The 20,177-nt window shown below is 72.5% G+C and carries 15 protein-coding genes and 1 pseudogene; 7 read left to right on the top strand and 9 right to left on the bottom strand.

Annotated elements, in window-relative coordinates; translation table 11 throughout:
* Positions 1-373: pseudogene (locus J7I94_RS38555) on the bottom strand (hypothetical protein); the annotation flags it as partial.
* The gene (locus J7I94_RS24245) at positions 370-3,879 is read right to left on the bottom strand and encodes a DNA polymerase III subunit alpha (protein ID WP_308114680.1); all 3,510 of its coding nucleotides are present in this window, start codon (positions 3,877-3,879) and stop codon (positions 370-372) included. The pseudogene J7I94_RS38555 and the gene J7I94_RS24245, both read right to left, overlap by 4 nt.
* A gap of 154 nt (positions 3,880-4,033) precedes the next feature.
* Here J7I94_RS24245 and J7I94_RS24240 point away from each other — a divergent pair, with 154 nt between their 5' ends.
* Positions 4,034-5,095 (top strand): DUF3533 domain-containing protein, encoded by a 1,062-nt coding sequence (locus tag J7I94_RS24240; protein ID WP_215169978.1) that lies wholly within the window; start codon positions 4,034-4,036, stop codon positions 5,093-5,095.
* 69 nt (positions 5,096-5,164) lie between these two features.
* Here J7I94_RS24240 and J7I94_RS24235 read toward each other — a convergent pair whose 3' ends face one another.
* The 4 genes from J7I94_RS24235 to J7I94_RS24220 form a co-directional block, all read right to left on the bottom strand.
* Complete coding sequence (locus J7I94_RS24235; protein WP_215169976.1) at positions 5,165-6,247, bottom strand: S1 family peptidase; 1,083 nt, start codon at positions 6,245-6,247, stop codon at positions 5,165-5,167.
* A 235-nt stretch (positions 6,248-6,482) separates the two neighbouring features.
* Positions 6,483-7,334 (bottom strand): slipin family protein, encoded by an 852-nt coding sequence (locus tag J7I94_RS24230; protein ID WP_251075651.1) that lies wholly within the window; start codon positions 7,332-7,334, stop codon positions 6,483-6,485.
* Between the two features lie 158 nt (positions 7,335-7,492).
* A complete protein-coding gene (locus J7I94_RS24225) occupies positions 7,493-8,398 on the bottom strand; it encodes a S1 family peptidase (RefSeq protein ID WP_215169974.1) in 906 nt (301 codons plus the stop codon).
* Between the two features lie 205 nt (positions 8,399-8,603).
* Positions 8,604-9,410 carry a DUF1684 domain-containing protein gene (locus J7I94_RS24220; protein WP_215169973.1) on the bottom strand — a complete coding sequence of 269 codons (807 nt, stop codon included), beginning with the start codon at positions 9,408-9,410 and terminating at the stop codon, positions 8,604-8,606.
* A 512-nt stretch (positions 9,411-9,922) separates the two neighbouring features.
* On the opposite strand from J7I94_RS24220, the gene J7I94_RS24215 reads away from it, so the two are divergent.
* The gene (locus tag J7I94_RS24215) at positions 9,923-10,360 is read left to right on the top strand and encodes a cell division protein SepF (protein WP_215169971.1); all 438 of its coding nucleotides are present in this window, start codon (positions 9,923-9,925) and stop codon (positions 10,358-10,360) included.
* A gap of 46 nt (positions 10,361-10,406) precedes the next feature.
* Here the strand turns inward: J7I94_RS24215 and J7I94_RS24210 are convergent, their stop codons facing one another.
* The gene (locus tag J7I94_RS24210) at positions 10,407-11,579 is read right to left on the bottom strand and encodes an acyl-CoA dehydrogenase family protein (RefSeq protein ID WP_215169969.1); all 1,173 of its coding nucleotides are present in this window, start codon (positions 11,577-11,579) and stop codon (positions 10,407-10,409) included.
* Between the two features lie 202 nt (positions 11,580-11,781).
* Entirely contained in the window at positions 11,782-13,389 is a 1,608-nt protein-coding gene (locus J7I94_RS24205; protein ID WP_215169967.1) for an MFS transporter, read from the bottom strand.
* 287 nt (positions 13,390-13,676) lie between these two features.
* Here J7I94_RS24205 and J7I94_RS24200 point away from each other — a divergent pair, with 287 nt between their 5' ends.
* Entirely contained in the window at positions 13,677-14,867 is a 1,191-nt protein-coding gene (locus tag J7I94_RS24200) for a glycosyltransferase family 39 protein (RefSeq protein ID WP_215169980.1), read from the top strand.
* Positions 14,868-15,108: 241 nt separating this feature from the next.
* Entirely contained in the window at positions 15,109-16,113 is a 1,005-nt protein-coding gene (locus tag J7I94_RS24195; protein WP_215169965.1) for a phosphatase PAP2 family protein, read from the top strand.
* A gap of 63 nt (positions 16,114-16,176) precedes the next feature.
* Here the strand turns inward: J7I94_RS24195 and J7I94_RS24190 are convergent, their stop codons facing one another.
* On the bottom strand, positions 16,177-16,392 hold the full coding sequence (locus J7I94_RS24190; protein WP_215169964.1) for an I78 family peptidase inhibitor: 216 nt from the start codon (positions 16,390-16,392) through the stop codon (positions 16,177-16,179).
* A gap of 501 nt (positions 16,393-16,893) precedes the next feature.
* Here J7I94_RS24190 and ctaD point away from each other — a divergent pair.
* From ctaD to J7I94_RS24175, 3 genes are all read left to right on the top strand, one after another.
* The gene (gene ctaD, locus J7I94_RS24185; protein ID WP_215169962.1) at positions 16,894-18,585 is read left to right on the top strand and encodes a cytochrome c oxidase subunit I; all 1,692 of its coding nucleotides are present in this window, start codon (positions 16,894-16,896) and stop codon (positions 18,583-18,585) included.
* Positions 18,586-18,921: 336 nt separating this feature from the next.
* Positions 18,922-19,713: a hypothetical protein gene (locus tag J7I94_RS24180; protein WP_215169960.1), complete on the top strand. Its 792-nt coding sequence runs from the start codon at positions 18,922-18,924 to the stop codon at positions 19,711-19,713.
* Positions 19,714-19,887: 174 nt separating this feature from the next.
* Positions 19,888-20,151 carry a hypothetical protein gene (locus J7I94_RS24175; RefSeq protein WP_215169958.1) on the top strand — a complete coding sequence of 88 codons (264 nt, stop codon included), beginning with the start codon at positions 19,888-19,890 and terminating at the stop codon, positions 20,149-20,151.
* Positions 20,152-20,177 lie beyond the last annotated feature (26 nt).

The following is a 20,177-nucleotide window of genomic DNA, read 5'->3' as shown; positions in this document are numbered from 1 at the left end:
CGGTGGCCCGGCCGATGCCGGGCAGCGCGGCGACCGGCCGTCCGTCGAGGAAGGCCGGCGTCTCCTCCTCGGTGACCGCGCGGGCCGCTCCCGGCCGGGCCTCCCCGAGCGCCATGCGGGCCAGCATCGGGCCCGGCCCGAGGCCGATCGCGCAGTCGACGCCGTGCAGCGCGAGGGCGCGGACGCGGATCACCGAGGCCAGTTCCACGGCGTCCCGCCCGAAGTACCGTTCGGCGCCGCGCAGATCGGCCAGTGCCCCGTCCGGCGGCAGGGCCTCGACGACCGGCGTGAACTCCTCCAGCAGACCGAGCAGCCCCGGCAGGGCCGCCTCGTACATGGGCGGCAGCTGGAAACGTACGCAGAGGATGGTCATCCCGCACTCCCCGGACTCTGGTGCCACAACTTCCTTCCCACCGCGGGCCCTTCGCCCGCGGGGCGCAGATCGGCCCAGGGGTGCATCTCGTACCCCGTGGGCATGCGGACGGTCCGCCGCCGCTCCATCTCGTCCTGCGCGGCGGAGCCGGCCGGCGCGGGCCGGCCGTCCGAGCCGGCCAGGCGGCGCCGGGCCGGGCCGTCCCCGGGGGCGTCCCCCTGAGTCCCCCCGGCCAGCCGGGCCGCGACCCCCTCCAGGCCCTCCTCCCGCCGCACCTCCAGCAGCTCGGCCAGGTTCCAGGCGGCGGCGCCCACCACGCCGTAGCTGCGCGGCCCGCGCCGCTGCACCACCCCGCGCACCAGCAGCAGCCAGGAGTGGAAGACGGTGTGCGCGCAGGCGTCGTGGGAGTCGTCGAAGAAGGCCAGGTCGACCAGACCGGTGCCGTCGTCCAGGGTGGAGAAGATGACCCGGCGGCCGGAGCGGATCGGCGGGGTCTGCGTGGCCGCCTTGGCGCCCGCGACCAGCACCGTCTGCCCGTGCCGGGCCTCGCGCAGCCGCCGCGCCGAGACCACGCCCAGCTCGTCGAGGAAGCGGCGGTGGTCGTCCATCAGATTGCGCGAGGCGTCCATCGACAGCACGCCCAGCTCGGCGCTGAGCTTCTCCGCCGAGGTGAGGTCGGGCAGCCCGGCCGACGCCGTCTTCCGGCCGCCGGACAAGGGGAGCTGATCCCCTCGTCCGGCGCGGGTGCCCCGGTGCAGTTCGGTCAGGTGCAGTTGCAGGTCGCGGCGGTTGGCGCCGAACGCGTCCAGCGCGCCGACCTGCGCCAGGCGCCCGGCGAGCGGGCGGCTGGGGCGGGCGCGTTCCCAGAAGTCGAGCAGGGAGGCGTACGGCTGCCCGGCGGCGATCCGTTCCGCCTCGGCCTCGCTGATGCCGTGCACGTCCAGCAGGGCCAGCCGCAGCCCCCACACCCTCGAACCGGACACCAGTTCGATCCTGTGCGCGACCCCCGACTTGTTCACGTCCAGCGGCAGGATCGGCACCCCGCGCCGCCGCGCGTCCGCCAGCAGCAGCCGCTTGGGGTGCATGCCGGGGTCGTGGGTGAGCAGCCCGGCGTAGAAGGCGGCCGGGTGGTGGGCCTTCAGCCACGCCGACTGGTACGTCGGCACCGCGAAGGCGACCGCGTGCGCCTTGCAGAAGCCGTACGAGCCGAACGCCTCGACGATCTCCCAGGTCCGCCCGATGGTCTCCGCGTCGTACCCGTTGGCCGCCGCGTGCTGCGCGAACCACACCCGGATCCGGCCCTGCGACTCGGGGTCCGACAGCCCGCGCCGCACCCGGTCGGCCTCGCCGCGCCCGCAGCCGGTCATGACCGCGATGATGTCGATGACCTGCTCGTGGAAGACGACGACCCCGTACGTGCTCTCCAACGCCTCCGTCAGGTCCTCGTGCGGGTAGCGCACCGGGGCGCGTCCGTGCCGGGCCTCGATGAAGGGGCGCACCATGTCGGCGGCGACCGGGCCGGGGCGGAAGAGGGAGATGTCCACGACCAGGTCGTGGAAGGTCGACGGCTGGAGGCGCCCCACCAGGTCCCGCTGGCCCGGCGACTCGATCTGGAAGCAGCCCAGCGTCTCGGTGGAGCGGATCAGCTCGTACGTCGCCGGATCGCCGTCCGGGACCGCGTCCAGGTCGACCCGCTCCCCCGACGCCCGTTCCACCTCGGCGACCGCGTGCGCCATCGCCGACTGCATCCGCACCCCCAGCACGTCCAGCTTGAGCAGCCCGAGGTCCTCCACGTCGTCCTTGTCGAACTGGGCCATCGGGAACCCCTCGCCGCTGGTCGGCATGACCGGCGTACGGGAGAGCAGGGAGGCGTCGGAGAGGAGGACGCCGCAGGGGTGCATGGCGACGCCGCGCGGGAGGGCGTCGAGGGCCTCGACCAGTTCCCAGAGCCGTCCGTACTTCTCCTGCTCGCCCGCCAGTTCCTTCAGCTCGGGCAGTTCGGCCAGGGCCGCGCGGGCGTCGCGGGCGCGGATGTGCGGGAAGGACTTGGCGACCCGGTCGATCTCGGCGGGGTCCATGGACAGGGCGGCGCCGACGTCGCGGATGGCGTGCCGTACGCGGTACGTCTCCGGCATCGCGACCGTCGCGACCCGCTCGGTGCCGAACCGGCCGATGATCGCCCGGTAGACCTCCAGGCGGCGCGCGGACTCCACGTCGATGTCGATGTCGGGCAGGACGACCCGCTCCTTGGACAGGAAGCGCTCCATCAGCAGCCCGTGCTCGACCGGGTCGGCGTGCGCGATGCCGAGGAGGTGGTTGACGAGGGAGCCCGCGCCGGAGCCTCGGGCGGCGACCCGGATGCCCATGTCCCGTACGTCGTCGACCACTTGGGCGACGGTGAGGAAGTACGAGGCGAAGCCGTGGTGGGCGATGATGTCCAGCTCGTGGTGCATCCGCTCCCAGTACGCGCGCCGCCGCTCGTACCCCTTGCGGATCATCCCCGCCGCCGCCCGGGAGGCGAGCGTCCGCTGGGCGGTGCGGCGGCCCGCGCCGACCAGGTGCGGTTCGGGGAAGTGGACGGCGCCCATGCCGAGGTCGTCCTCGGGGTCGACCAGGCAGGCGGCGGCCGTCGCCCGGGTCTGCTCCAGCAGGCGGTGCGCGGCCTCGCGCCGGAAGCCCGCGGCCTCGACGATCCGCTCGGCGGCCTGCGCCATGGCGCTCGTGTCCTTGAGCCACGCCTCCCCGGAGTCCAGTTCCCCGGCCGCGCCGACCGGGACCAGGCGGCGGGCCGCGTCCAGTACGTCGGCGACCGGGCCCTGGCCGGGATCGGCGTACCGCACGGCGTTGGTCAGGACGGGGCGTACGCCCTGTTCGGCGGCGAAGCCGACGGTGCGGGCGGCCTGGCGCAGGGAACCGGGACCGGTGCCGGTACGGCCGTGCCAGACGGCCTCCAGGCGCAGGGCGTCGCCGTACACCTCCCGCCAGGGGGCGAGGAGCCTGGCGGCGCGGTCGGGGCGGCCGGCGGCGAGGGCGCGGCCGACGTCGGAGTCGGGGCCGAGCAGCACGGTCAGGCCGTCGGCGTGGTTGTCGGCCCAGGACAGGAGCGGGGTCCCGGGGCTGCGGTGCGCGGCGGAGACCAGCGCGCACAGGCCGGCCCAGCCGCGGGCGCCGTCGCGGGCGAGGAAGGTGACGCGCGGAGCCGACTCGTCGACGAAGGCGCCGCCGCGCACGGGGGTACGGCGCCGGTCCCGGCGTACGGAGGTATCGCCGCGCTCCGGTTCCGGGGCGGGCGGCGCCACCGCCAGGTCCGCGCCGAACAGGGGGCGGACGCCCGCCTGCGCGCAGGCCTTGGCGAAGCGGACCGTACCCGCGAGGGTGTCGCGGTCGGTGAGGGCGAGGGCGTCCATGCCCCGTTCGGCGGCGCGCTCGGCCAGCCGCTCCGGGTGGGAGGCGCCGTGGCGCAGGGAGAACCCGGAGGCGGTGCGCAGATGCGTGAAACCCGGCACACGCACCTCCCGCACTGGTGACCTTCCGACGCCCTGTCGAACGTCTGTTCCAACAACCTCACCCCCACCATACCTCCATCTTCGAATGTGTGTACGACATCCGTTCGGCCCCGTCCCACCTGCGCAAACGTCCTCCGGCCGGGACCGTGGGGGCATGGCGCACACCTCAGGCGGCACCGGCAACCGGAACGGATCGTTCCTGGATGAGGTGAAGGACGCGGTCACCCCGCGGGCCACACTGCTCGTGCTCGGCGTGCTCGCGCTCCAGCTGCTGTTCATCGCCTCCTACGTCGGCGCGCTGCACGATCCGAGGGCGAAGGACGTGCCCTTCGGGGTGGTCGCGCCCGAGGACGCGGCCGGGCGGACGGTGGCCCGCCTCGAACGACTGCCCGGCACGCCCCTGGACCCGCGCACGGTGGCGGACGAGGCGGGCGCCCGGAAGAAGATCATGGACCGGGAGATCGACGGCGCCCTGGTCGTGGACCCGCGCGGCACCCGCGACACGCTGCTGGTCGCCTCCGGCGGCGGCACCGCGCTCGCCACCACTCTGGAGCGCCTCGTCACCGAGGTGGAGCGGGCCGAGCGGCGGACCGTGGAGACCGTGGACGTGGCCCCGGCCTCGGCGCGGGACTTCGACGGGCTGTCGTCCTTCTACCTGGTCGTCGGCTGGTGCGTCGGGGGCTATCTGTGCGCCTCGATCCTCGCCGTCAGCACCGGCGCCCGGCCGGCCAACCCGCGGCGCGCGGCGATCCGGCTGATCGTGATGGCACTGGTCGCGATCGTCGGCGGGCTGGGCGGGGCGGTGATCATCGGGCCGGTCCTGGGGGCGCTGCCCGGCAGCGTGGTGGACCTGTGGGGACTGGGCGCCCTGGTCACCTTCGCCGTCGGCGCCGCCACGCTCGCGCTCCAGGGACTCTTCGGGGTCGTCGGCATCGGGCTGGCGATCCTGCTGGTGGTGATCGCGGGCAACCCGAGCGCGGGCGGCGCCTTCCCGCTGCCGATGCTGCCGCCGTTCTGGAAGGCGATCGGCCCGGCGCTGCCGCCGGGCGCCGGCACCTGGGCGGCCCGCTCGGTCGCCTACTTCAGGAGCAACGACCTGACCCTCCCCCTGCTGGTGCTGTGGGCCTGGGCGGTGGCGGGGACGGCGATCACGATGCTGGCGGCGGTGCTGCGCCGCCGGCGGCAGGGGGCGGAACTGCCTACGCGGGCCGGCTGAACCCGGACCGGAAACGGAAAGGTCCCGCCCCTCGCGCGCGGGGCGGGACCTCCGTGAGCCGTCGGCCGGTCAGCCGATCTCGGTATCCGTGGCCGACAGCGCCTCCGTCACCGGCTGGAAGAAGGTCTCCCCACCGGAGGTGCAGTCGCCGCTGCCGCCGGAGGTGAGGCCGATCGCGCTGGAGCCGGAGAAGAGGGAGCCGCCGCTGTCGCCGGGCTCGGCGCAGACGTCGGTCTGGACGAGGCCGTTGACGATGTCGCCGTTGCCGTAGTTCACGGTGGCGTCCAGGCCGGTGACCGTGCCGTCGTGCACCTGGGTGGTGGAGCCGCTGCGGGTCACCCGCATGCCGACGGTGGCCTCGGCGGCGTCCGAGATGGACTGCGCCGAGCCGTCGTAGAGGTTGACCTCGCTCGGGTGGTCCACGTCGGCGGTGTACTTGACCAGGCCGTAGTCGTCGTCGGGGAAGCTGGAGACCTCGTTCTCCCCGATGACGGTGCCGGACGAGTCCGACCAGGAGGTGATGGACTCGGTGCAGTGGCCGGCGGTCAGGAAGTACGGCTCGCCGCCCTTGGTGACGTTGAAGCCGAGCGAGCAGCGCCCGCCGCCGCCCGTGATGGCGTCGCCGCCCGCGACGAAGGGCTTGTACTCCCCCTTCGTCCGCTTCAGCTCGGCCTTGGCGCCGAGCCCGTCGACCACCTCGGTGAGCTTGGCCCACTCGGCCTTCGAGACCGTGCGGTCGGCGGTGACGACGACCTTGTTGGTGGTCGGGTCGGTCACCCAGGAGGTGCCCGGGACACTGGCGTCCCGCTCGAGGATGGTGCGCGTGCTCTTCAGGTCGGCGAGCGAGTTCTCGACGATCCTCGCCGTGGCGCCGGCCTCCTCGACGGTCCGCGCGGCGGCGTCGTCGAGGACGTTGACCACCAGGCTCTCGGCCCGGGCGTCGTAGTAGGTGCCCGCGGCGTCGGCGCCGAGATCGCCGAGCAGGGTGGAGGCGAGCTTTCCGGCCGCGGTGGCCGACAGGGTCTCGGGGGTGGCGGACGCCGGGGTCTCACTGGCGTTCGCGCTCTGGAACGTGACTCCCGTGGCGACCAGCGCGACGATGCCCGCGCCTGCCACGGCTGCCCGCCGCCTGGGTATGCGTCGGTGCTTCAACTCATGTCCTCCTGTGGGGGGTCGGCCCGTGGGGTTGTGGGGACCTCGCGGACCGGAAGGCCGGTTGACGGGCGCTTACTCTTCCGAACGGCACAGGTCGCACACAAGGTCGACTTCGAGACGTGTGCACGACAACTCCAGCGCGGGCACACGGCCTCCACCCTTTGCTCCCGGTCCAGGGAAAATTCGCAGAGCAAACACTCCGGGCGAGGAACCCGTCAGCGGAGCGTGAGGTCTAGTCCTGTCTGGATTCCACCTCTTGTGCTCCGCCGTCCTGGTGTGCATCTACGCGCGATGGCCCGCTCCGCGCGGTCTCCGGCGGGACCGTCTGCTGCGCCCGCTCCAGGAACCGCAGCAGTTCCACCGGGAACGGCAGGACGAGCGTGGAGTTCTTCTCGGCGGCGACCGCCACCACCGTCTGCAGCAGCCGCAGCTGCAGCGCGGCCGGTGTCTCCGACATCTCCTTGGCCGCCTCGGACAGCTTCTTCGACGCCTGGAGCTCGGCGTCGGCGTTGATGACCCGGGCCCGCCGCTCCCGGTCGGCCTCGGCCTGCCGGGCCATCGAGCGCTTCATGGTCTCGGGCAGGGAGACGTCCTTGATCTCGACGCGGTCGATCTGCACGCCCCACCCGATGGCCGGGCTGTCGATCATCAGCTCCAGACCCTGGTTGAGCTTCTCCCGGTTGGACAGCAGGTCGTCCAGGTCGCTCTTGCCGATGATGGAGCGCAGCGAGGTCTGCGCCATCTGCGAGACCGCGAAGCGGTAGTCCTCCACCTGCACCAGGGCGTTCGCCGCGTCCACGACCTTGAAGTAGACGACCGCGTCGACCCGCACGGTCACGTTGTCCCGGGTGATGCCCTCCTGGGCGGGGACCGGCATCGTCACGATCTGGAGATTGACCTTGTGCAGCCGGTCCACGAACGGCACGACCAGGGTGAAGCCGGGGCCGCGCACCTGCGGCCGGAGCCGGCCGAGCCGGAACACCACACCCCGTTCGTACTGCTTGACGACCCGCGCCGCGGCCATCGTGTAGACCGCCGCCGCGGACGCGACCGCCGCTCCCGCCGCCATCAGCTCCTCGACCATCACGGCCCCCAGGGTCCGAAGTGGGCGCATCGAGTGCTCTTTGTGCGCTCTTCGACGGTAACGCCGGTTCCGTGCAAAAGGGAGCCCCCGCACGGCAACTGCCGTGCGGGGGCTCCCGGTACTGCCGGCCGCGCCCGCCGGAACGGGATCGGTGAGGATCAGTAGACGCTGACGCCGTAGGCGCTCAGGGCCTCCGTGACGGGCTGGAAGAAGGTCGTGCCGCCCGAGGTGCAGTCGCCGCTGCCGCCGGAGGTCAGACCGTACGCGGTGCCGTTGCTGCCGTAGAGCGAGCCGCCGGAGTCACCGGGCTCGGCGCAGACCGTGGTCTGGATCAGCCCGTAGACGATGTCGCCGCTGCCGTAGTTCACGGTGGCGTTGAGGGCGGTGACACGGCCGCTGTGGGTACCGGTGGTGGAACCGTCACGGATGACGGTGGTGCCCACGCTCGGGGTCCCGGCGCTGGTGATGTCCACACCGTTGGCGGTGCCGGGGCGGGAGACGGACCCGGTGTACCGCACGATGCCGTAGTCGTTGGTCGGGAAGCTCGAGCCCGCGGTGGTACCGATGGCGGTGGTGCGCGCGGAGTTGGAGTACCAGGTGCCCGCGCCGTCGGTGCAGTGCCCGGCGGTCAGGAAGTACTGGGTGCCGCTGCTGCTCTGGACGTTGAAGCCGAGGGAGCAGCGCCAACTGCTCGCGTAGATGGCGTCGCCACCCTGGATCAGCTTGTTGAACGTGCCGTTGGTGCGCTTGATCGTGAGCGCGCCGGCCTTGTCGCCGGCCTGCTCCTTGATCTTCGCGATCTCGGCCTGGGACACCGTCTCGTCGATGGTGACCAGGACCTTGCCGCTCTTGCTGTCGACGGCCCAGGCGGTGCCGGGGACGTCGGCCTTCAGCACCGAGTTGCTGGCGCTCTTGAGCTCGGCGGAGCTGAAGGTGGTGGGGGTGTCGGCCGCGGTCGCGCTGGGGACCGCGATCGCGGCGGCGGCCACGAGGCCGGTGGAGACGGCGATCAGCCGGGTGCGTCTCGTGATACCGCTGCGGGGGGTGGTGCGCTTGATCCTCACTTTTCGTTCCTCCACGGGGGAAGTAGGGGGCCCGTTCGTGGGGTCGCAGGGCCCGTGAGGCGCAGCCAGGGGACCCCGGATGTCCGGATTCCGGAAACGGCGTGCCCCTGACAAGCGCTGAGTGGGAGTATTCGGCCGAACGAACGGTCGGCGCAAGGGTGCCTTTCGGCCTTCACCACTAGTACGACCGGTACGGCAGCCTCACTCAGCGCACCCGGCGCAGCTGCCGCTCCCCCGCCTCGACGCCGACGCCGAGGGTGTTCCCCGGCGGCGGGAAGGGGCAGACGAAGTGGTCGGCGAAGGCGCACGGCGGCAGCTGCGCGCGGTTGAGGTCGACCGTGGTCCGCCCGTCGGCGTCCGGCGCCGGCGGGTACAGGAACCGGAAGCGGTAACTGCCCCGGCCGCTGGTGGCGTCCGCGAACACCGCCCACAGCGACCCGTCCGCCTCGACGGCCACCTGGAGCGTCAGCTCCCGCCCGGCCAGGGTGAAGGCCACCTCCCCGCCGAGCCCGAGACCGCGCTCGCGCCCGTCGGCGTTGGGCACCCGCACGCCGCGGTGCCCGCCGGCGTACGGGGTGAAGCGGCCGGGCACCGACCAGCGCGGGTCGTACGGCGTGGCCTCGATGCCGCGGAACGCCCGCCGCGCCCCGGCCCCCGGGTCGAAGTCCCGCACCCCCCACACCCCCTCCCGGACCAGCACGACCAGCCGCCGCTCGCCGAGCGCCACCCGGGCCGCGTCCACCGGCCCCGCGTCGGCCGTGAGCCGCGCCTCGCCGTCCAGGGGCCGGCCGTCCACGGTCAGCCCGTCGGCCGCCCCGGCGGTCAGCAGTACCCCGCCGGCGTCAGCGGTCCAGCGCCCCGGGACGCCGGGAAGCCGTCCGTCGGGGTGGTCGGGCAGCCAGTAGGTGCCGGTCAGCGCGAGCGGACCGTAGGGCGCGGAGACCGCCGCCACGCGGTCCTCGTGCCACCGCCGCCACCGCAGCTCCGCGTCCGCCGGGTCCGTCGTCGTCATGGATCAACCCTTTCACACCGGTACGACACACGTCCGTGCCGCGTCGGTATGAGCCCCCGTCAACACCGATATAGGCGGTCCGTCCCACTTGGGCATGATCCCGTACGGACGCGCCGCATTCCCCGCGCGAAGCGGTACACAATCCTCACGAACGCGCCGTCCACCGGCCGGCGAGGTTCTCTCCGGGCCGGTGCCGACAAGGGGTCCGTCGATGTCCGGACACCACACCGACCGCCGCCTTCCGCGACGCTGAGCTGCGACATCGGGCCGACCGCCAGGTTCACCCGTACGCCCCGCCGCTCACCCGTCCGCCAGGAACAGTCATATTTCACTCATAGTCAGGGGCCGTTTGGGAAACGACCCTTGGGACACATGGACTCTCGACGGATTCGCTGTGCACCAGTACCGTCACAAACCCCCCGCGCGGCGTCTATCCACTTGGCGCGACGTCCGCATCATGGACGACGATAGGGATGCGGAAAGCACGAAAGACCGCTTGAGAGGAGGCGTCCATGGGATCGGTACGCAAGGCGAGTGCGTGGCTCGGCCTCGTCGACGACAACGAAGACGAGCGCTACTACGACGACGACTACTCCGAGGGCAACGAACCCGGGGACGCCTGGGTCACGGACCCCCGGGTCAAGGTGGCCTCGGACACGGCCGAGGAGAGGGGCCGCCGCATCGGCACGGTCACCCCGGACAGCTTCCGGGACGCCCGCGCCATCGGCGAGCTGTTCCGGGACGGGGTCCCGGTCATCATGAACCTCACGGCCATGGAGGCCGGCGACGCCAAGCGCGTGGTCGACTTCGCGGCCGGGCTGATCTTCGGCCTGCGCGGTTCGATCGAGCGGGTGTCCAGCCGGGTGTTCCTGCTGAGCCCGTCCGACACCCAGGTCATCAACGGTGAACCGGCCGCGCACCGCACGGACGGGTTCTTCAACCAGAGCTGAGGCAGGGCCGCCCCCGCCGGCCCTGCACCCGCGCTCCCCCCGGCCCTTACCGGAACGCGTCGAGTCCGGTGAGCGCCTTGCCCAGCACGAGCTGGTGCATCTCGACGGTGCCCTCGTAGGTGAGCACCGATTCCAGGTTCGTCGCGTGCCGCATCACGGGGTACTCCAGGGAGATCCCGTTGGCGCCGAGCACCGTCCGCGCCGTACGGCAGATCTCGATCGCCTCCCGTACGTTGTTCAGCTTGCCGAAGCTGACCTGCTCGGGACGGAGCCGCCCCGCGTCCAGGCGCCGCCCGAGGTGATGGGCGAGCAGAATCCCCTTGTGCAGCTCGACCGCCATGTCGGCGAGCTTGGCCTGGGTGAGCTGGAAGCCGCCGATGGGCCGCCCGAACTGCTCCCGCGTCTTCGCGTACGCCACCGCCGTCTCGAAGCAGGTGCGCGCCGCGCCCATGGCGCCCCACACGATCCCGTACCGGGCGTGCGTGAGGCAGCTGAGCGGCCCGCGCAGCCCCGTGACCTCCGGCAGCACCGCGTCGGCGGGCAGCCGTACGTCGTCCAGGACGAGTTCGCTGGTGACGGAGGCCCGCAGGGACCACTTGTGCTTGATCTCGGGCGCGGAGAAACCGGGCGTGCCGGCGGGGACGAGGAACCCGCGGATGCCGTCGTCGGTGCGCGCCCACACCACGGCCACACCCGCCACCGACCCGTTGGTGATCCACATCTTGCGGCCGTTCAGCACCCAGTCGGCGCCGTCGCGCTCGGCGTACGTGCGCATCGCGGCGGGGTCGGAACCGTGGTCGGGCTCGGTGAGCCCGAAGCAGCCGATGACCTCGCCGGCGGCCATCCGGGGCAGCCAGGTCTGCTTCTGCTCCTCGCTGCCGAAGCGGTGGATCGCGTACATGGCGAGGGAGCCCTGCACGGAGACCAGTGAGCGGATGCCGGAGTCCGCGGCCTCCAGCTCCAGACAGGCCAGCCCGTACTGCACGGCGCTCGCGCCCGCGCAGCCGTACCCGGTGAGCGACATCCCGAGCGCCCCGATGCCGCCGAGTTCGCGGGCCAGCTCCCGGATGCCGGGCAGCTCGCCCTTCTCGTACCAGTCGGCGACGTACGGCAGGACGCGGTCGGCGGCCCAGGACCGCACGGTGTCCCGGACCGCGAGGTCCTCCGGGGAGAGCAGGTCGTCGATGCCGAGGGGGTCTGCGGGGTCGAACGCGGGCATGGTCTTCCCTCCAGGACATTTAACTAGCACTGCTAGTCACGGCTCCCGGCCGACGTTACGGTGCGTTCGCGGCGCGCGTCCAGAGTCTCCCACCGGGCAGACGACGAGCCGCCGCACCCGCCGACGGCGAACAAGCCCCACGGGCGACTTCACCTTTCGACGGACAGCAAGCGAGTGGTGCGCGGGTGGGAGAGAAAGACCCTCACACCGAGACACGCGACTCCACCGCGTCCCTGGGTGCGGGCACCCCCGCCCCCTCACACCGCATCCCCCGGGGCAACCGCAACGCCATCCCCGCCCCCGCCAGCAACAACCCCGCACTCACGACCAGCGTCACATGCAGCCCGTGCACGAACGCCCCCTCCGCCGCCGACCGCAGCGCCACCCCGCCCGGCCCCCCGAGCCGCGCGGCGACCTCGTACGCCTCCCCCAGCGAATGCCCCGCCGCCGCCGACGCCGACGCCGGGACCCCCTCGACACGCGCCAGCCCGGGCGCGTACGCCGCGTTCATCACCGTACCGAGCAGCGCGATCCCGATCCCGGCGCCCAGCTGGTAGGACGTCTCGCCGATCGCCGCCGCCCCGCCCGCCTGCTCCGCCGGCGCCTCGCTCAGCATCGACTCGTACGCCCCGAAGAGCGTGGTCTCCAGGCCGAACCCGAGCAGCACGAACCCGCCGAGCATCAGCGCCCACGCGTCGGCCCGGCCCAGCGCCGTCAGCAGCAGCACCGCCCCGGCGGTCAGGCAGAACCCGAAGCACACCATCCGGCGCGGCCCCAGCCGCCGCAGCATCCGCGCCCCCGCCAGCCCGGCCGCCATCGCCGCCAGGGTCAGCGGCAGCAGCCGCAGCCCCGTCTGCAGCGGCGACAGCCCGAGCACCAGTTGCAGGTACTGCGCCGCGATCAGCTCAAGGCCCACCAGCGCGAGCATCGCCAGCACGATGCACCCCACCGACGTACTGAACGCCGGCCGCCGGAACATCCGCAGGTCCACCAGCGGACGGGCCCGCCCCCGCTGCCGCCGTACGAACAGCACGAGCAGCGCGGCGCCCGCCACCAACGGCAGCACGGTGGCCGCGCTCAGCGCCGGCCCACCGCCGCCGAGCCGTTTGACGCCCAGCACCACCCCGAACAGCCCGGCCGCCGCCAGCAGCGCGCCGACCGCGTCCCAGGGCCCCTGTCCCACACCTTCGGACGCGGGCTTGGACTCGGGCAGCAGCAGCCGCCCCACCGGCAGGCTGACCAGCATCAGCGGAATGTTGACCAGGAAGACCGAGCCCCACCAGAAGTGCTCCAGGAGGAAGCCGCCGAGCAGCGGTCCGACCGCCGCGCCCACGGCCGCGACCGCGCTCCACACGCCGATGGCCAGGGCCCGCTCCCGCCGGTCGGGGAAGACCTCCCGCAGCAGCGACAGCGTCGCGGGCATGATCATCGCGCCGCCGACGCCGAGCAGCGCGCGGGCCGCGATCAGCACCTGGGCGCTGTCGGCGCAGGCCGCGAGCGCCGAGGCGACGCCGAACAGCGCGTACCCCAGCAGCAGGATCCGCCTGCGGCCCACCCGGTCGCCCAGCGTGCCGAACAGGATCAGCAGCGAGGCGCAGACCAGGGGGTAGACGTCGACGATCCAGAGCAGTTCGATCGCGCCGGGCCTGAGGTCCTCGGTGACGGCGGGGACCGCCACGTGCAGCACGGTGGCGTCCAGCGCCACGAGCAGCAGGCTGACACAGAGGACGACCAGGACCACCCAGCGGTTGGCACCGGCCCCGGCCGCCCGACGGCGCGGCGACGCGACGGCCGCGGTCGTCCCGGACATGTACGTACCTCCCAGAAGTTCCCTCGCGTGCGGCGGGCTCGCGGGGCGGGGAACTCCCGCGACTCGGCCGGAGGAAGCGGTGGTCTCCGGCCCGCGCGACGACGGCGAGTGGCTCGTCAGAGTACGCGAGTCCACGCGCGCCTCGCGTGGCACAGCTCTCACCGATCCCGGTCACAGGTGTGGCGTGCGCCACTGCTCCCACCGGCACCGCCGGTACCGACCGCCCGTACCGCCCGTACCGCCCGGCAGGCGGTCCCCGCCCCGCGCCGATAATCGAGCCCGTGACCGTGACCGATCTCAAGACGCGCGCGGCGCCGGGCCGCCCGGGTGCCCTGCGCCGGGCCGCCCCGGCGCTCCTCGGCTTCGCGGCCGTCCGCGCCCTGGGCCTCGTCGCCCTGGCCCTGTGGAGCGCCGCACGCGACAAGAGCGCGCACACGCTGCTGACCGCCCGCTGGGACTCCCTGTGGTACTCCAGGGTGGCCGCGGGCGGTTACGGCCACGAGGTGCGGCTGCCGAACGGTGACGTCCACTCCGACCTGGCTTTCTTCCCGCTGCTGCCCTGGCTGGAGCGGCTCGGCGCGGCGGTGTCGCCGCTGTCGCACGCGGACGCCGGTCTCGTGGTGAGCCTGCTCGCCTCCCTCGCGGCGGCCTGGGGGATCTTCGCGGTCGGCGACCAGGTGTACGGCCGCCGCGCCGGGATCTGCCTGGTGCTGCTGTGGGCGGTGCTGCCGGTCGGGATCGTGCAGTCGATGGCGTACAGCGAGTCGCTGTTCACGGCGCTGGCCGCCTGGTCGCTGTACGCGGTGCGCACCGGCCGGTGGGTGACGGCGGGGACGCTGGCGCTGGCGGCCGGGCTGACGCGTCCGGTGGGGCTCGCGGTCGCGGCGGCGGTGTGGGCGGCCGGCGTTGCGGCATTCGTGCGAACCCGTGGCCCGGCCGCCGCGCACGGCGCTCCCGCGTCCGCGCGCGCCCCCGGAGAGGGCGCGCGGTGTGCGCTCGGGATGCTGCTCGCGCCCCTGGGCGCCGCCGGGTACGTCCTGTGGGTCGGCCACCGCACCGGCGACGGCCCGTTCGGTTACCTGGACGTCCAGGCGGGCTGGCGCAACGGCTTCGACGGCGGCTGGGCCTTCGCCCGCTTCACCGCCGAGAAGTTCACGTCGTTCCCGTCGGCCCTGGCGGGCGCGGGGCTGGTCCTCGGCGTCGCCCTGGTGGGGTGGCTGTACGTCACCGGCGTACGGCGGCGCCTGCCGCTGCCGCTGCTGGTGTACACGGGGATCGTCACCGCACTGGCCCTGTGCGCCTCGGGCTATTTCGGCTCGAAGCCGCGGCTGCTGCTGCCCGCCTTCCCGCTGCTGCTGCCGCTCGCCGCGGCCCTCGCCCGGGCGCGCACCGCCAGGTCGGCCGCGGTGGTGGCCGGGATCGCCGTGGCGTCGGCGCTGTACGGGGCGTTCTGGCTGAACGGCTCCGGTCCGCCGTGACCCACCGCGAACACCCTCGGTGAGCACCGGGAGAATTCCACACCAGCATTCGGTGAACGAATTCATAAGCACGATAAAACCGCCGCCTGGAATGATCAAAAGAAATGAAGGCCACGATCGGCATGGTCCGCCGAATCCAGGGAATTAGGACCGGTTCCTGAGAGGAATCCCACATCACATCGTCATCACAAAGCCGTTGATTCGTCGGAGATGCGAGCTCACTCGCTGTAACGTCGATTGGGTGCGTACCGAACGGAACCTCACCCGTCTGGACCGGGTGTTCGCGAGACTGGACCGGGAGCCGGAACGGCCGGTCCATCTCGACGTGCCGAAGATGAGCCGGCACAGAATCGCGCTGCTCGTCGGATCGCTCGCGTTCTACGTCGCGATCGTGTGGGCCGTGGTGATCACCTCCTGGCTGGTCCGGCTCGACTGGCAGGTCATGTTCTTCCGGCCGTACCAGCAGTGGTCGGAGATCCACGCGTTCGTCGACTACTACGTGGTGCTGGGCCAGCGCGGCCCCACCGCCGTGATGGTCGCCGCCTGGCTCGGCTGGCGCTCCTGGCGGCAGCACACGCTGCGTCCGCTGCTCGCGCTGGGCGTCTCGCTGCTGCTGCTGAACGTGACGGTGGGCGCCGCCAAGTACGGCATGGGGCGGCTCGGACCGCACTACGCGACCACGGTCGGCGCCAACGAGATGTGGGCCGGCGGCGATATATTTCCGAGCGGTCACACCGCCAACGCCGTGGTGACCTGGGGCATCCTGGCCTATCTGGCCTCCACGCCCCGGGCCCGCCGCTGGCTGTCCGCCCTGTCCGCGGTCACCTCGCTGGGCGTCGGGCTGTCCACCGTGTACCTCGGTACGCACTGGCTGAGCGATGTGATCCTCGGCTGGGTCGCGGGGCTGCTGATCCTGCTGGCGCTGCCCTGGTTCGAACCGCTGATCGCCCGTGCCGAGTCCTTGATCCTCGGCCTGCGCGACCGCTGGGCGGCCCGGCCCGGGCGGACGGCCCCCGCGGCCTCTCCGGCGGTGCTCACCCCGGCCGCCGCCGACCAGGACGCCCCGGCCCGCGAGCCGGTCGCCACGGCCCGTTCCTCCCGGACGCCGGTCTATCTGGCCCCGGGCCCGCACAGCACCCGTGCGGAGCGCTCACCGGTCACCCCGGCCGGCAGCCGCCGCCCGCCGCACTCCGACCGCCATCCGCGGGGCACGGCCTCGCCCGCCCGCCCCGTCTCGGGCGGCTGACCGTCCCGGTACGCACACGTCGGCCCCGGTCCCCCTGCGGGAGACCGGGGCCGATGCCGTTCCTCAGCCTTTCCAGGCCCGTGTGACGCGGCCCTCGCGCACCTCGAAGTTGAGCCGGCCCGCGCGGTACTCCATCGTGATGATCGCACCGGGCGGCAGGGACCGCACGGACGTCCATCCCCGCTCCCGCGCACGCTCTTCGGCCGCGTCCTGGCCGAGGCCGAGGTATGCGTCCGGACTGTCCTGGGGTTCGCCCGAAGGTGACGGAATCGGTGCCATGGGGCCACGCTATGCCCTGGTTCCCGGCCGGGGAAGCCCGGATCGGTAACCGGTCCGCGACCCGTCCCCGTCACACTTCTGTCACAGATCACGCTCTGCGTTTTGGCCGAACTCCGTCACCCGGACGAGCGGTTCCATACGGCCGCCCAGGGCCTGTGCGGAGCTTGTGCGGGGAATTCCCGCGAGTCCGCCCGCGCACCGTCCCGGCTCTTCGAATAACCGCGCGAAAAGGGCCGGACAAAAACCCCTGGGCACCCTCTCGCATTCCGGCCACGGGCGGCGTTCTCGGCATGCGCATGAATCTCCGGGCAACCCGGTCCGGACACGGACCGCCACGGACCGCCACGGGCCGGCACAGGCTGGCACGGTCCGGTGCGGGCACGGGGCGCATCACCGTCGTACGCCCCCTGTCGGCCGGCGGGCGGCGCGAGCATCATGGCGTGGGCGCACCGGAGGGACCGGCGGGGCCGGGAGGCGACGACGACGGAGGGGCGGCGGGCGATGGGTACGCAGACCTTGGGGGCCACGGCGGAGCCGGTGCGCGCCCGGCGGCGGGGCCGGGTGGTGGTGGACTGGCTGACCACCACCGACCACAAGAAGATCGGCCACCTCTACCTGATCACGTCGTTCGCGTTCTTCCTGATCGCTGGTGTCATGGCCCTGATGATGCGGGCCGAGCTGGCCCGGCCGGGACTCCAGCTCGTCGACAACCAGCAGTTCAACCAGCTCTTCACGATGCACGGCACGATCATGCTGCTGCTGTTCGCGACCCCGAGCTTCGCGGGCTTCGCCAACGAGCTGATGCCGCTCCAGATCGGCGCCCCGGACGTCGCCTTCCCGCGGCTGAACATGCTCTCGTACTGGCTCTTCCTCTTCGGCGGCCTGATCGTGCTCGGCTCGCTGCTGGCGACCGGCGGTCCGGCCGCCTTCGGCTGGTTCGCCTACGCGCCGCTCAACAGCCAGGTGCACTCCCCCGGCATCGGCGCCGACCTGTGGATCATGGGGCTGGCGCTGTCGGGGTTCGGGACGATCCTCGGCGCGGTCAACTTCCTCACCACGATCATCGGGATGCGCGCCCCGGGCATGACGATGTTCCGGATGCCGATCTTCGTCTGGAACACCCTGTTCACGTCGATCCTGATCCTGCTGGCGTTCCCGGTGCTCGCGGCGGCGCTGCTGGTCCTGGAGGCGGACCGGCGGTTCGGCAGCCAGGTGTTCGCCGCGGACAACGGCGGCGCGCTGCTGTGGCAGCACCTGTTCTGGTTCTTCGGCCATCCCGAGGTGTACATCATCGCGCTGCCGTTCTTCGGGATCATCAGCGAGATCATCCCGGTCTTCGCCCGCAAGCCGCTGTTCGGCTATCTGACGCTGGTGGCCGCGACGATGGCGATCACCGGTCTGTCGGTGGTGGTGTGGGCGCACCACATGTTCGTCACGGGCGCGGTGCTGCTGCCGTTCTTCTCCTTCCTGAGCTTCCTGATCGCGGTGCCGACGGGGGTGAAGTTCTTCAACTGGACCGGCACCATGCTCAAGGGCTCGCTCTCCTTCGAGACGCCGATGCTGTGGGCGACCGGCTTCCTGGTGTCGTTCCTGTTCGGCGGCCTGACCGGCGTGATCCTCGCCTCCCCGCCGCTGGACTTCCACGTCAGCGACACCTACTTCGTCGTCGCCCACTTCCACTACGTCGTCTTCGGCACCGTCGTCTTCGCGACCTTCGCCGGCTTCTCCTTCTGGTGGCCCAAGTTCACCGGGAAGATGCTCGACGAGCGGCTCGGCAAGATCCATTTCTGGACGCTGTTCACCGGCTTCCACCTCACCTTCCTGGTGCAGCACTGGCTGGGTGCCGAGGGCATGCCCCGCCGGTACGCCGACTACCTCGCCGCCGACGGCTTCACCGCGCTGAACACGCTCTCCACCATCGGCGCGTTCCTGCTCGGCATCTCCACGCTGCCGTTCCTCTACAACGTCTGGAAGACCGCCAAGTACGGCCGGAAGGTCGACGTCGACGACCCCTGGGGCTTCGGCCGTTCCCTGGAGTGGGCGACCTCGTGCCCGCCGCCCCGGCACAACTTCACCGCGCTGCCCCGCATCCGCTCGGAGTCGCCGGCCTTCGACCTGCACCATCCGGCGTACGCGGGACAGGCCCCGCAGCCCGAGCCGAAGCGGCACCAGGCCGGTTCCGGGTCGCCCTGACACCATCACGTACTCCCGTTCGACTCCACCTCGGGCACCGACAATTTCGGGCACCCACTTCATTCGCTGATTTCCTGATTTATCGACCAGTCGCCGAGGCGACTCGCGATCCCTCTCCCCATGTCAACTCCCTTGAGATGCAGGTGAGTTGATGGAACGTGCCGAATCCCGTCCGGCAGGTGACGGTGCGCGTCGGACGGCCGATTCCGTGCGCCACCGGGCGTGACTCCCGCGACAGATCGCCCGTTGTCTTCTGCATGAGCCGGGGACCCACCCGGACCACGGGCCGGGGGCACCCCCGGCTTTGCCACGCATCGCATCCCGAGGGAGCCACCCGTGCCGCGCATGCTCGACGTCAGCGACGAGGTACGCGCCGAGATCGGCGACGAAGAAGCCGACCGCCTGCTCGCCGGAGAGACCGCCCCGGGCAGTTACGACTGCACGTCCTGCCGCACCCCGGGCGACTGCGAGCAGGAGCGCACCAGCACCGTCCTGTTCATCGGGGAGGAGACCGCCGTCCTGGCCTTCGCCCACGCCGGCTGTCTGCCCTCGCAGGTCGTCAAGGTGACCGAGGAGCAGCTCCAGGGGGCCGTGAAGGCCATCAGCGGCGGCGGCCCGCTCGGCGGTGCCCCGGAGCCGGAGAAGGCCGTGCCCGAGCAGGCGGTGCTCGGCGTGACCAGCGGACTGGTCCTGATCGCCGGGGAACTGCACCCGGCCCTGGTCGTGGAGCCGACCGCGCCCGTCGTGCGGCCCGGCACGAACGGTCCCGGCGACGAGTTCCTGCCGCTGCTGATCGAGCAGGGGTTCATGCCGGTCACCGAGCTGGCCACCGTACCGCCCGTGCTGCACGGCTGGTCCGTGCTGCTCGCCGTGGGCCAGCTGCACGCGGTGCTCCAGCCGGGGGCGGGCGACGGGCGGCCGGTGGCCTGGTGGCAGGCGCACCAGCCGCTCCAGGTGACCGAGGGCTGGCGCACCGCCGCCAACAAGCACCAGCAGGTCCTGATGTTCGCCGCCCCGGTCGGCTCGATCGGGCGCCAGCCGCGCGAGGACCTGCTGCGGGACGCGCTGGACAAGGCCGCGGCGGGCGGACGGCTGGTCGCGGCGGCGCTGCCGCTGGCCGGTACCTGAGTCCGCCCCGCACCCCCGCGCCGGCCCCTCCCGCTCTCACCTCCTCGCCCCCACTCACCCGCCCTCACTCCCCGACCGCCCGGCCGTCGCACCACCGCCCCGCCGCACGGCCCCGCGCCCCGAAGACGCACAGCTCAGCCGCATCTCTTCGGCCGCGGGGTCGTTTGCACGAATGTGCACACATACGACGCCTTCCACCGCCAAGGCGGCCCCTCGGCCACGCCGATCTACGACGCGCTCTACGCCGAGTACGTGAGGTCCTTCCGCGCGCTGCCGGGCGACCGCAGCGGCGAGGAGCATCTGGGGTTCGTCTCCTTCCGGTACATCCAGCGGGGCAGGGGCTCGTACAGCGCCTACAGCGCGGGGGCCCACAGCGCCCGGTTCGGTATGCACCACGTCCCGGCCGCCTTGCCGCCGGCCCCGCGCAGAGGCGTCTGACGGCGGGCAGTGTGAAGGGGGCGGAC

This window comes from Streptomyces sp. ISL-12 (assembly GCF_018614415.1).
Taxonomy (GTDB): domain Bacteria; phylum Actinomycetota; class Actinomycetes; order Streptomycetales; family Streptomycetaceae; genus Streptomyces.
The sequence above is the reverse complement of the archived record's forward strand: the minus strand, read 5'-3'. Positions and strand labels throughout refer to the sequence as shown.